This window comes from Burkholderia sp. THE68, assembly GCF_009938265.1.
Classification (GTDB): domain Bacteria; phylum Pseudomonadota; class Gammaproteobacteria; order Burkholderiales; family Burkholderiaceae; genus Caballeronia.
Genome location: NZ_AP022316.1, coordinates 1270453 through 1282689, shown reverse-complemented (window position 1 = coordinate 1282689; position 12237 = coordinate 1270453). Strand labels below are relative to the sequence as shown.

Below are 12237 nucleotides of genomic sequence, written 5' to 3'. Positions count from 1 at the left end.
CAGCGCAGCATTGGAGGGACATCATGAAGACAGCATGGTCCGGCACTCGCGCGATGACGATCGCGAGCCTCGCCGTCGCGGCGCTCGCGCCCTACGCCGCGCAGGCGGCCCAGCCCGACGACGATCCCGACAAGGTGGCGCGCTGGCTCGATTTCAAGGACGGCGCATTCAAGGGCCGCACGATCGACTCGCATGGCGATGCGGTCATCAAGCTCGACGCGCCCGCGCGCGCGGCCGACGCCTCCGTCGTGCCGATCGCAATCAACGCGCAGTTCCCGCAGACGCCCGCGCATTACATCAAGAAGATTTATCTCTTCATCGACGAGAATCCTGAACCGTACGCTGGCTCGTTCGAGTTCACGCCGGAATCGGGACTGGCGACGATCGAAACGCGCGTGCGCGTGGAGGACTACACCTTCATGCGCGCGATCGCGGAGACGAATGACGGCAAGCTCTATAGCGCGGTGCGTTTCGTGAAGGCATCCGGCGGCTGTTCCGCGCCCGCCGACAAGGACGACGACGTCGCCGAGCGCGCGGCGGGACAGGTCAGGCTCCAGCCCGAGGGACAGGTCGTAGCAGGAAAGCCCGGCGTCGCGCAAGTGATGGTGCGTCATCCGAACCGCACCGGCATGGCGATGAACCAGATCACACGCAACTATGCAACGGCGTACTTCGTCCGCAAGGTCTCCGTCACGTATGCGGACAAGCCGGTGATGACCGCGAACGTCAATTTCTCGATCAGCGAGAACCCGAACTTCCGCTTCTATTTCGTGCCGGGCGCGAGCGGCGAGTTGAAGGCGCATATCGAGGACACGAAGAACAAGAAGTGGGACGGCGCGGTAGCGGTGAACGCGCAGCCGGGCAATGCGCAAACATCGGCGATGAAATGACGGCGCGTGGCTTGCGCGCGTTCGTTTTCACGCTGCTGATCGCGGCTGGCACGCTCGCCCACGCGGCGATGAGCGGCATGCCCGCGCCCGTCGCGATCGCACCGGGCGTGTACGCGTTCATCGGCGATAACGATGCCGTCGCGCCGAAGAATCATGGCATCGTCGCGAACAATGGCTTTATCGTCGGGCCGGATGGCGTGACGGTGATCGACACGGGGTCGTCGTATCGCTATGGACGCGCGATGATCGAAGCGATCCGCAAGGTCACGCCGTTGCCGGTGAAGCTCGTCATCATCACGCATCAGGCGCCCGAGTTCGTGTTCGGCGCGGCCGCTTTCCGCGACGACGACGTACCGATTCTCGCGCACGCGCGCGCCGCGCAACTGATTCGCGAGCGCTGCGCGATCTGCCTCGCGAATTTGCGCAAGACGCTGGGCGAAGACGAGATGGCCGGCTCGCGCGTGACCGTGCCCGACAAAACCGTCGATGGCACGACAGAAATTGAAAGCGGCGGGCGCAAGCTGCAACTGCTGCACTTCGGGCCTGCGAGCACGCCGGGCGATCTCGCCGTGCTCGATACGCAATCCGGCGTGCTGTTCGCCGGTGGTCTCGTCTCGAACGGACGCATACCGGAACTGCGCAACGAGCAGATTCCCGGCTGGCTCGCCGCGCTGGAAAAACTGCGTGCGCTCGATCTGAAGACGGTCGTGCCGGGCTTCGGCGCGCCCGTGGACGGCGACGACATCATGCAGACGGGCGTGTATCTGCGCGAACTCGATCAAAACGTAAAGCGCGCGTACAAGAGCGGCGTCGGCCTCACCGAGGCGATGCATACGGTCCAAGTGCCCGCATTCGCCAACTACAAGCTCTATGCGATCGCGCAGCCGCAGAACGTGCAGCGCATCTATCTGCAACTGGAAAAACCGTAGCGCGTTGATGCAGTGATCCTTCTCACGCCGTAAAACCACCAGGAGACTAGACGATGGCCCAGCTCGTAGCGCTGTACAAGAACCCGTCCGACACGAAGGCATTCAACGATTACTACGCCTCGACTCATGCGCCGCTCGCGAAGACGCTGCCGGGTCTGCGGCGCTATGAGATCAGCACGGGTCCGGTGGCGACGGCGTCGGGCGATTCGCCTTATCACCTCGTCGCGCTGCTGCAATTCGATTCGCTCGAAGCGATCCAGACGGCGCTCGGCTCGCCCGAAGGTCAGAAAACCGCCGCCGATCTCGCCAACTTCGCGCAAGCCGGCGTCGAGTTGCTGATGTTCGACACGAAAGAAGCCTGACATCTCCACGCCTTCGAGGATGCGCGCGCATCCTCGAAGCGCCTCGCATTTCCTCAGTACATTTCCCCCGCAGCACAAGACCCGCATCGCCGAATGGAGATGCCGCATGGTTTTGTATCTATCGATATATAATCGGTTCTGTATCGGACGATATAAAACATCGGCCACTCATTCGATGGAGCAGGATCATGGCGCGACCGCGCAATTTCGACGAAGACAGCGTGCTGGACGCCGTCGCCGACGCGTTCTGGACGCACGGCTACGACGGCACCTCCACGCGCGACCTCGTGCAGTACACGGGTCTTACGCAACCGAGCCTGTATAACGCTTTCGGCGACAAGCGCGCGCTGTTTCTGCGTGCGCTCGATCACTATCTGGATCACACTTTGCGCGAGCGCATTCAACGGCTCGAATCGTCGATGACACCAGGCCGTGCGATCGCCGCCTTCTTTCGCGAGATCGTCGAGCGCTCGGTGTCGGACGAGCATCGGCGTGGCTGCATGCTGGTGAACGCGGCGCTCGGCGCATCGCCGGAAGACGAGGCGTTCCGGGAACGCATTGCAGCGGAGATGGCGTTGCTGCGCGCGTTCTTCGAGCGGTGCATGAAGGCCGGCATCAAGAGCGGCGATATCGAGCGCGTGGTGCCCGCCGAGGCCGCCGCGACGAATCTGCTCGCGGTGCTGCTCGGCCTGCGCGTGCTGGCGCGCGTCGATCCGAAGCCTGCGTTGCTGAGCGGCGCCGTCGCGCCGACGCTGGCGATGCTGAAGTTGCCGCCGCTCGGTCTGAGCGCCGGCAAGCGCTGAACCTCCATACCTTTTACGTCACGTCGTCCGGCCGCATGCACACGCATCCGGCCGCGGGAGCCCTCATCATGTCGGATCAAACCGTATCGGCTGCACACGCCGGTCAGCACGCTTCACTCGACGCCCGCGCGCTGTTCGCGATGCTCGCAGGATTTTGCGCGAGCCTCGTTGCGATCGGCCTTGCGCGCTTCGCATACACGCCGCTCATTCCGCCGCTCATCGAGGCGCACTGGTTCACGTCATCGCAGGCGGTGACGCTCGGCGCGGCGAACTTCGCGGGTTATTTCGCGGGCGCGCTGTTCGGCCGCGCGATCGCCCATGCGCTCACGAACCGCCACGCGCTGCGTCTTCTGATGGCGGTCGCGACGGCGGCCTTCTTTGCCTGCGCATTTCCGCTCTCGATAGCGTGGTTCTTCGCGTGGCGGTTCCTGTCGGGTCTGTCCGGAGGCGCGACCATGGTGCTCGTCGCGACGACGATCCTGCCGCACATTCCGCCGGCCCGGCGAGGCTTCGCGAGCGGGATGATCTTCATCGGCCTGGGCTTCGGCATTGCGGCATCGGGTACGCTGATTCCGAAGCTGCTGCATTACGGTCTGCACGATACGTGGATGGGTCTCGGCGTGTTCTCGCTCGCGCTCACGGCGATCGCGTGGTTCGGCTGGCCGGCGTCCAATCCGCCCGCCGTCGCAGCGCAGGACGCGGCCCCGCGTCTCAATGCACACGATGGCGCGCGCTTGCGTCTTCTGTATGCGCAATATGCGGCGAACGCGCTGGGCCTCGTGCCCGTGATGATTCTGCTCGTCGATTGCATCGCGCGCGGTTATGGCCGTGGCGCCGATGTGGGCGCGCGTTATTGGGTGATGTATGGCGTCGCGGCGATTTTCGGGCCGCTTATTTGCGGAAGCGTGGGCGATCGCATCGGCTTCGGCATGGCTTATCGTTTTTCGTTGTTATTGCAGGCGTTGTCGGCGGCGTTGCTGGCGTTGTCGGCGAATCCTTATGCGATCGGTGTCGCGACCATCGCGCTCGGCGTTTCGACGCCGGGTATCGTGCCGCTTGCGCTCGGGCGTGTGCATGAACTTCTGCCGCACGATCACGCGGGGCAGCGTGCGGCATGGAGCCGGGCGACGTCGGCGTTCGCGCTATGTCAGGCGATGGCGGGCTATGGCTATTCGTTCCTGTTCTCGCACACGCACGACAACTACGCGTTGATTTTCGCGTGTGGGGCTAGTGCGCTTGCGATCGCGTTCATCGCCGATCTCGTCGTGAACCGCAAGCGGGTGACCGGCTAGTCGCCGGATTCGGCGTCCGAATCAGCCACACTCAAATCCTCGCGCCGATGATTGATCACGAGGAACACGCACATCAGCACGACGAACGCGACGACGAGCATCGTCGCGTTGAAGAGAACGCGCTCATAACCCAGTTCCGCGACGTTGATGAACGGATAGGGATAGAAATCGGACAGTCTTCCGCGCCATAGCGTCACGCAAAGATAAGACAGCGGATAGACGAGCCAAAGCGCGCATCGTCGCAACGACAGATGAAAGCGCGGCACGAAGAAGAACCAGTACAAGGCCGCGAGCGCGGGCACCACGGTATGCAGCGATTCGTTGACGAGCGCGCGATACCCCGACGGCGTCCACAGATAACGCAGCAACGCGTTGTACGCGATCCCGACGAACACGATATACACGACCACCGCCGTCACGACAGTCGGCCTGCGAAAGAACCGCGCGAGCGGAAACCGCGCGCGCGTCGCGACACACGTAAAGCAGAACGCAGTCAGCAGCACGGTCAGATTCGTCAGATAGCTGGTCATGCGCGCCACGCCCTCGAACACGGTGAAGCCGCGATTGACGAGGCGCGCGATGGTGATGTCCGTCTGCGCGGCGAACGCGAGCCACGCGATCATCGCGATGGCGGCCGCGAGCGCGAGCGACGCGGTGCTTGGCGTGTGGAGCGGCAACTCGGACTCTTGCCGGGAATCGGTGGAAGGCAATTTCGACATGGGGCCATTTTACGTGCATGGCGGCCACCGCCGATTGAAGCGAAAGCGCCCGCATCGACTGCGGGCGCTTTCGCTCATCGCCACGCCATCACCGATCCGCGAGCTGCCCCGAAATCGCCCTGACCGCGAACGCACCGACGATCATGAACGCCGCGACCGCATACAGCCCGATGCTGTTGTTATGCGTCGTCACGTTCAGCCAGCCGACCATGTAGGGCGACACGAAACCCGCGAGATTGCCGACGCAATTGATCCCCGCGATGCCTGCCGCAGCGGACGTGCCCGCGAGAAACGCGGCAGGAATGCCCCAGAACAACGACAGCGCCGACAGAATGCCCGCCGCCGCAACCGATAGCGCGATAACCGCGAGCACCGGTTGATGCCCGACATAACCGCTCGCGGCAAAGCCTATCGCGCCGATCACGAGCGCGATGGAAAAGTGCATGCGGCGCGAGCGGAACTTGTCGGCGCTGATGCCCGTGAGGATGATCGCGGGAATCGCGACGAGATACGGCACCGCCGAAAGCCAGCCGATCACTTCGACGTTCGTGAGCCCGCTGTCCTTGATGATCGACGGCAGCCAGAAGCTGATGCCATAGAGCCCGATGATCTGGCAGAAATACACGCCGCACAGCTTCCAGATGTTGATGTCGGAGAGGAACGCGCGCGCGTTGTGATGCGCCGTCTTGTCCGCGTCCTCGCGTTCTACCGCATGCGTGACGAGGCGCTTTTCATCGTCGGTGAGCCATTTCGCCTGACTGGGCTTGTCGACCATGAGCCACAGCACCATGATGCCGACGACGAACGCCGGAATCGCTTCGATCAGAAAGAGCCATTGCCACGCGGCCATGACGCCCGAGTGCCTGAACGCAGAGAGAATCCAGCCCGACAGCGGGCCGCCTACGATGCCCGCGAGCGGAATCGCGATGTAATACACGCCGTAAGCGAAACCGCGCTTCTTCGCCGGAAACCAGTAGGTGAGATAGAGCATGATGCCCGGCGAGAAACCCGCTTCGGCGACGCCCAGCAGAAAGCGCACGATATAGAACTGGGACGGTGTCTTCACGAAGAGCGTGATTGCGGAAATGATCGCCCACGTGATCATGATGCGCGCGATCCAGCGCCGCGCGCCCACGCGATGCAGGATCAGATTGCTCGGTACTTCGAAGATGAAATAGCCGATAAAGAAGATGCCCGCGCCGAGTCCGTAGACTGCATCGGAAAAGCCGAGATCGGACAGCATTTGCAGCTTCGCAAAGCCGACGTTCACGCGATCCAGATAATTGCAGAGATAGCACAGCACGATGAACGGCATGATGCGCCACGTGATCTTGCGGTACACGTCCGTCGTGGCGGATTGTGCGACGCCTAGCGTTTCGCTGATTTGGCTCATGTCTCCTCCGTCGCCCTTTGCCGGGCGTTGAGAGTGCGAAGCGCCCGGGTCATCGAATGTCCCGGGCGCACAAGGGGGTCAAAGAACGTGCATATCCTTAACTGGCGAGTTTCTGCGCGGGCACCTCCAGCTTCATTTCGGCGCGGAAGATGTCTTCCATCTCGCGGCGCACGCGCACCGCTTCCTTGTTCGCGTCGAATGCGACATCGCTCCAGCGCACGGGTTGTCCCGCCGCGACCGGACGTTGCAGCACCATGTTATGGGCGAGCCCGATAGGCAATGCGCCCTGAATCAGCGAATCGGCGGAGGGCATCAGTTTGCCGTAGACGGTGTGGCCGCCTTCACCGTCGAGACGTTCGCCCGCGCGCAGATCGCGCTTCGCGGTGGCGGCGACGTCGCCATGAAAGCCCGAGGTCGCGCCGGTCGCTTCGCCGCGCACGGCGATGCTCGCTATCGATTGCCCGAGTTCGAGTCCGATCAGGTGATACGGCTTGTACATCGCGGCGAAGCGGCCCGTGCTGTCGGTCTTGAGGCCGTATTGCGCGAAACAGTCGCGCACGTAGTCGGTCGGCGCTTCGAAGACCGCGTACACGCCCCAGCGCAGATCGCGGAACACGGGACGTCCATCGCGTTCGAGCGATGACACCACTTCGACGCTGCCGCGATGCGGAAGAATCCCGCCATCGGATGCGGGACGCAGCAGCGTCGGCAGATCGTCGACGCCGCATGCGGGAAACGCGAGGCCATCGGCGGGCGGGCGCAGATCGCAGGCATTCGAGACCGCGGCCATTTCGAGCGCGGACTTCGTGCCGTCGAGAAACGAGTTGAACATCTGCGCGTTGAAGTCGCCGGAGCCGACCTGTTCTTCGGTGAAGCCGTAATGGCCCCAGACGGTATCGGGCGTCGATTGATGATAGATCGGCAGGTACTTCGTGCCCTTGCCCGCGCAGATCACTTCCATGCCGATGGTGCGCGCCCAGTCCACCAGTTCCGCGATCAGCGCGGGTTGATCGCCGGAGGCCATCGAATAGATGATGCCTGCTTCCTCGGCGCGTCGCGCGAGCAGGGGGCCGGCGAGCACGTCCGCTTCGACATTGACCATCACGATGTGCTTGCGATGCTTGCAGCACAGAAGCGCGTGATGAATGCCCGCGGCGGGGCTGCCGGTCGCGTCGATGACGATATCGACGTGATCGCTTGCAATCATCGCGTCGGCATCGTCGGTGATGAAGGTGGAGCCGTTGGCTCTGGCTTCGCTCCAAGAACGCGCGGCGTAGCGCGCTTCTTCCCAGCCCACGCGCTTGAGCGATGCGCGCGCGCGATCGGGCGAAAGGTCCGCGACGCCGACGAGATGAATGCCCGGCGTGCGCGGCGCTTGCGACAGATACATCGAGCCGAATTTTCCTGCGCCGATCAGACCGACCTTGACCGGCTTGCCTTCCTGCGCCCGAGCCTTGAGTTTCGCGATGAGCGACATGCTGTGTGTCTCCTGATTGATTCGCGTCTGCGTGCTCTGCCTTTGCAGAGTTCAGGAAAAAGATAGCAGCGACTTTCTTGCAATAGAATGGGCAAATCGGCAATCGCTCTGTGCGCAAATCCCCATGCGTGGCTTCGACTGGGACGACATTCAGGCTTTCCTCGCCATCTCGCGTTCGGGCCGGCTCACGGTTGCGGCGCAGCAGATGGGCGTTGATCATTCGACGCTGAGCCGGCGCGTGGCCGCGCTCGAAACGGCGCTCGGCGTGCGGCTCTTCGATCGCAGTTCGCAGGGGTTCGTGCTGACGCCCGAGGGTGAGCGCGTGCTGAGCGACGCGGAAGGCATGGAAAGCCTCGCGACGCGCATGCGTCACCGGCTGGAGGATGCGTCCATTGGTCTGACGGGTAGCGTGCGTATCGGTACGCCGGAGGGCTTCGGCACGTATTTTCTGGCGCCACGGATCGCGCAGATTGCGGCGGTGCATCCGCAGCTCGAGATCGAGTTGATCGCGAATCCTCGTATGTTCAGTCTTTCGAAGCGCGAGGCGGATCTTGCGGTCAGCATGACGCGGCCCGCGCAAGGGCGTGTGTATGCACACAAGCTGACGGATTACGCGTTGGGGGTTTATGCGTCGCGGGATTATCTGGAGCGGCATCGCAAGATCGCATCGCGGCGCGATTTGCTCAGGCATCCCTGGGTCGGATATGTGGAAGATCAGATGTGGTCGGCGGAGTTGAATTATCTGCCGCAGATTTCATCTTCTCTCGTGCCTGCAATTCGTATTTCAAATGTTATCAGTCAGGCGGCGGCAGTATCGGGTGGTGTGGGGCTCGGGGTCTTGCCGTGCTTCATCGCGCGGACCGATGCCAATCTTGTGCGGTTGCTGCCGGAGGAGATCGCGTTGTCGCGGTCTTATTGGCTCGTGACGCTCGCCGAAACGCGGGATGTCGCGCGGGTCAAGTGGCTGGCGGATTTCATCCGGAAGGAATGTGAGGGGAGGTGGTTTTTGGAGTAGCTGTTTTGCTTAGCGTTTGGGTTTGTCGCCGGGGTCGGCGACAAACCGATCGCATCACGAATCGAATATCAAGCCAACTTCGAAGCCGCATCCCGCAATGCCGTCCTCAATCCTTCCTCCACCACGGGATGATAAAACGGCATCCTCAACATCTCATCGACGGTGAGCTTCATCTGCAACCCCCACGCAAGCAGATGCGCAATATGCTCCGCATCCGGCCCGATCCATTCCGCACCGACAAACCTGCGGCTCCCGCGATCGACATACACATGCATCAGCCCGCGATTCCTGAGCATCACGCGGCTGCGCCCCTGATCCTCGAAGCTCACTTCCCCAGTCACAAAGGAATCCACCGCCAGGTCTACATGACGCGCACCGACCATTGCAATACCCGGATCGGTGAACGCGATCGCGATCGGTGCCCGCCGCTCGACCGGCACAACCTGCGGATAACGCGCCGCATTCGTACCCGCCGCGCGACCTTCATCGGCGGCTTCGTGAAGCAAGGGCAGCACGCCGTTCGCATCGCCCGCGATGAACACCGGACGCGTGCCCGCCTGCAGTGTCAGCGGATCATAGACGGGCAAGCCATCGTCATCGAGTTCGAGCGACGTATCGTGCAAGGCAAGTCCGCCGACATTCGGCTTGCGCCCCGCCGCCACCAGCACGTAATCGAACGTATCCTCGACCAACGCGCCCTCGCTGGAGACGTAACGCAGGCGCACTTCATCGCCTTCGCGCACAGCGCTCTCCACCTGCGCGCGCGGCTCGAAATGAAACGCCTCGCTGAACACGCGCTGCGCATAAGCCCGCACATCGGGATCGGTCAGCGGCCCGACGCGTCCGCGCGCACCCAGCACCGACACCCGCACGCCCAGCCGCGCCAGCGCCTGCCCGAGTTCGAGGCCGATGACGCCCGCGCCGATCACAGCAACACGCTTCGGCAAGTCATCCCACGCGAACACATCGTCGTTGATGACGGCGCGATCGCCTAGCGCGCGATACATCGCCGGCATGACGGGACTCGATCCCGTCGCGATCACGACGCTCTTCGCATGCACTCTGGTGTGGTCGCCCACTTGCAGCAGGTTATCGTCGATGAACCGCGCATAGCCGGTGAGCTTGTCGGCGTCGGGCGTCGCGTCGACGCCCGCGACGACGAAGCCGACGAAGCGATCGCGCTCGCGCTTCACCCGCGCCATCACCTCGCGCCCGTCGACGCGCACGGCGCCGTCGACATGCACGCCGAAAGCCGCCCCGTGCGCCGCGTGATAAGCGGCATCGGCGGCGGCGATCAACAGCTTCGACGGCATACAGCCGACGCGCGCACACGTCGTCCCATGCGCGCCGCCTTCGATGAGAATCGCCGACGCGCCCGCCGCTTTCGCGGCGCGATACGCGGAAAGCCCCGCGCTGCCCGCGCCGATGATGGCTACATCCGTATGGATCGTGTTCATGATGGTGTCCCGAATGGTTGTTGCATCTGCCGACCATCATCGCGCGCGGCGCCGCAAATGCGAATGCTCGTTCGGATCGATTTCCTGCTCGATCGTCTCATCCGTCCACGCGACGAAGTGATGTATTCATCTAGACGTCTCATCCGCGTCACTGTCTCGTCATGTTCGCTTTCTAGAATCTCCCGAACGCAGCAACGCGCCGCGCTGGCCCGCGCGCTCGTGCAGCGCGCGCGCATCGTGCTCGCCGACGCGACGATCTGAACAAGCAGACCGGTCTCGACGTGAAGGCGTATTTCGCAACCGACTATGCGGGCATCATCGAAGCGATGCGCTTCAACAAGGTGCAGATCGGTTTCTTCGGCAATGCATCGGCCATCGAAGCGGTGGATCGCTCGAATGGCGAAGTGTTCGCGAAGGTGAAGTACAAGAACGGCGAGGCGGGCTACTACTCGCTGCTCATCACGAATGCGAACAGCAAGTGGAAGTCGCTCGATCAGGTGCTGAAGAACACGAAGGACATCAATCTCGGTTTCGGCGATCCGAATTCGACCTCGGGCACGCTCGTGCCTTCGTACTATCTGTTCGCGAAGAACGGCATCAACGCGAAGCGCGCGTTCAAGAGCGTGCTGCCGTCGAGCCATGAGGCGAACATGCTGGCGGTCGTGAACGACAAGATCGATGTCGCGACCAACAACACCGACATGCTCGACACCATCAAGACGCAACATCCGGAGCTGTATCCGAAGGTTCGCGTGCTGTGGAAGTCGCCGCTGATTCCGTCGGACCCGCTCGTGTGGCGTCGCGATCTGCCGCAGGCGACGAAGGACAAGTTGCGCGGCTTCTTCGATCACTACGCGGAGAAGGATCCGCGCGAGCAAGCCGTGATGACGGCGATCTCCGGTTATTCGGGTTTCGCGGACTCGTCGAACGCGCAACTCGTGCCGATTCGCCAGATGGCGCTGTTCCAGAAGAAGGAGCAGGTGCAGAACGACGCGCATCTCGACACCGCCGACAAGAACGCACAGATCGCGGCGCTCGATCAGAAGATCGCCGCGCTCGACGCCACGGCGGCGAAGTAAATGAAGCCACTGGATATCAGCACCTTCGAGGCCGGCATTGCACGTCCCGTGCAGGCGAGCGCGCCCAAGCGCAGCTGGACGTCGATGCTCGGCTGGATCGTCTTGATCGCCGTGCTCGGGCTTTCATGGCAGAGCGCGGACATGCGTCCGCTCGATCTGCTCGGCGCATCGGGCAACATGAGCCAGTTCGCGCGCGACTTCTTTCCGCCCGACTTCGCGGAATGGCGCACGTACGTGCATGAAATGATCGTGACGCTCGCGGTTGCGGTATGGGGCACGGCGCTCGCGCTGATCTGCGCGGTGCCGTGCGGACTGCTGTCGGCGCAGAACATCGCGCCGGTGTGGATCGCGCAGCCGGTGCGTCGATTGATGGACGCGTGCCGCGCGATCAACGAGATGGTCTTCGCGATGCTGTTCATCGTCGCGGTGGGACTCGGACCGTTCGCGGGCGTGCTCGCGTTGTGGGTGCACACGACCGGCGTGCTCGCGAAGCTCTTTGCCGAAGCGGTCGAAGCCGTCGATGCAAGGCCGGCCGAAGGCGTGCGCGCGACGGGCGCGAGCAGCCTCGATGAAATCGTCTATGGCGTGCTGCCGCAAGTGCTGCCGCTGTGGATCTCGTTCGCGCTGTATCGCTTCGAATCGAACGTGCGCTCCGCGATGGTCGTCGGCATGGTCGGCGCGGGCGGGATCGGCGTCGTGCTGTATGAGGCGATCCGCTCGTTCAATTATGCGCAGACGGCGGCGGTGATGCTGATCGTCATCGTGATCGTGTCGCTGATCGATCTCGTGTCGGGCTGGGTGCGCGAGCGCGTGATCTGAAG

General features: G+C 63.1%; 12 protein-coding genes and 1 pseudogene. 9 read left to right on the top strand and 4 right to left on the bottom strand.

Going from position 1 to position 12237, the window contains the following annotated elements; translation table 11 throughout:
* Positions 1-23 precede the first annotated feature (23 nt).
* The 5 genes from BTHE68_RS19495 (at position 24) to BTHE68_RS19475 (ending at position 4276) form a co-directional block, all read left to right on the top strand.
* Positions 24-890: a quinoprotein dehydrogenase-associated SoxYZ-like carrier gene (locus tag BTHE68_RS19495; RefSeq protein ID WP_162067879.1), complete on the top strand. Its 867-nt coding sequence runs from the start codon at positions 24-26 to the stop codon at positions 888-890.
* The gene (locus BTHE68_RS19490; RefSeq protein WP_162067878.1) at positions 887-1819 is read left to right on the top strand and encodes an MBL fold metallo-hydrolase; all 933 of its coding nucleotides are present in this window, start codon (positions 887-889) and stop codon (positions 1817-1819) included. The genes BTHE68_RS19495 and BTHE68_RS19490 overlap by 4 nt, the downstream gene beginning before the upstream one ends.
* A 53-nt stretch (positions 1820-1872) precedes the next feature.
* The gene (locus BTHE68_RS19485; RefSeq protein ID WP_162067877.1) at positions 1873-2181 is read left to right on the top strand and encodes an EthD family reductase; all 309 of its coding nucleotides are present in this window, start codon (positions 1873-1875) and stop codon (positions 2179-2181) included.
* 188 nt (positions 2182-2369) lie between these two features.
* The gene (locus BTHE68_RS19480; protein WP_162067876.1) at positions 2370-2984 is read left to right on the top strand and encodes a TetR/AcrR family transcriptional regulator; all 615 of its coding nucleotides are present in this window, start codon (positions 2370-2372) and stop codon (positions 2982-2984) included.
* Positions 2985-3052: 68 nt separating this feature from the next.
* Positions 3053-4276 (top strand): YbfB/YjiJ family MFS transporter, encoded by a 1224-nt coding sequence (locus BTHE68_RS19475; RefSeq protein WP_162067875.1) that lies wholly within the window; start codon positions 3053-3055, stop codon positions 4274-4276.
* On the opposite strand, the gene BTHE68_RS19470 is transcribed toward BTHE68_RS19475, so the two are convergent.
* The 3 genes from BTHE68_RS19470 to BTHE68_RS19460 form a co-directional block, all read right to left on the bottom strand.
* Positions 4273-4995, bottom strand: a complete 723-nt coding sequence (locus BTHE68_RS19470) for a Pr6Pr family membrane protein (protein WP_162067874.1) — start codon at positions 4993-4995, stop codon at positions 4273-4275. The two genes, BTHE68_RS19475 and BTHE68_RS19470, sit on opposite strands and share 4 nt — an antisense overlap.
* 88 nt (positions 4996-5083) lie before the next feature.
* Positions 5084-6388, bottom strand: coding sequence for an MFS transporter (locus tag BTHE68_RS19465; protein ID WP_162067873.1), 1305 nt, complete (start codon positions 6386-6388; stop codon positions 5084-5086).
* A gap of 97 nt (positions 6389-6485) precedes the next feature.
* Positions 6486-7865 carry an NAD(P)H-dependent oxidoreductase gene (locus tag BTHE68_RS19460; RefSeq protein ID WP_162067872.1) on the bottom strand — a complete coding sequence of 460 codons (1380 nt, stop codon included), beginning with the start codon at positions 7863-7865 and terminating at the stop codon, positions 6486-6488.
* A gap of 16 nt (positions 7866-7881) precedes the next feature.
* Between BTHE68_RS19460 and BTHE68_RS19455 the strand changes: the two genes are divergently transcribed.
* Positions 7882-8880: a LysR family transcriptional regulator gene (locus tag BTHE68_RS19455; RefSeq protein WP_232077970.1), complete on the top strand. Its 999-nt coding sequence runs from the start codon at positions 7882-7884 to the stop codon at positions 8878-8880.
* A gap of 68 nt (positions 8881-8948) precedes the next feature.
* Here BTHE68_RS19455 and BTHE68_RS19450 read toward each other — a convergent pair whose 3' ends face one another.
* Entirely contained in the window at positions 8949-10337 is a 1389-nt protein-coding gene (locus BTHE68_RS19450) for a dihydrolipoyl dehydrogenase (RefSeq protein ID WP_162067871.1), read from the bottom strand.
* A gap of 57 nt (positions 10338-10394) precedes the next feature.
* Here BTHE68_RS19450 and BTHE68_RS19445 point away from each other — a divergent pair, with 57 nt between their 5' ends.
* The 3 genes and pseudogenes from BTHE68_RS19445 (at position 10395) to phnE (ending at position 12235) form a co-directional block, all read left to right on the top strand.
* Positions 10395-10598: a hypothetical protein gene (locus BTHE68_RS19445; RefSeq protein ID WP_162067870.1), complete on the top strand. Its 204-nt coding sequence runs from the start codon at positions 10395-10397 to the stop codon at positions 10596-10598.
* Positions 10589-11416, top strand: a pseudogene (gene phnD, locus BTHE68_RS19440) (phosphonate ABC transporter substrate-binding protein); the annotation flags it as partial. The gene BTHE68_RS19445 and the pseudogene phnD, both read left to right, overlap by 10 nt.
* Positions 11417-12235, top strand: coding sequence for a phosphonate ABC transporter, permease protein PhnE (gene phnE, locus BTHE68_RS19435; RefSeq protein ID WP_162067869.1), 819 nt, complete (start codon positions 11417-11419; stop codon positions 12233-12235). It begins immediately after the preceding pseudogene.
* Positions 12236-12237 lie beyond the last annotated feature (2 nt).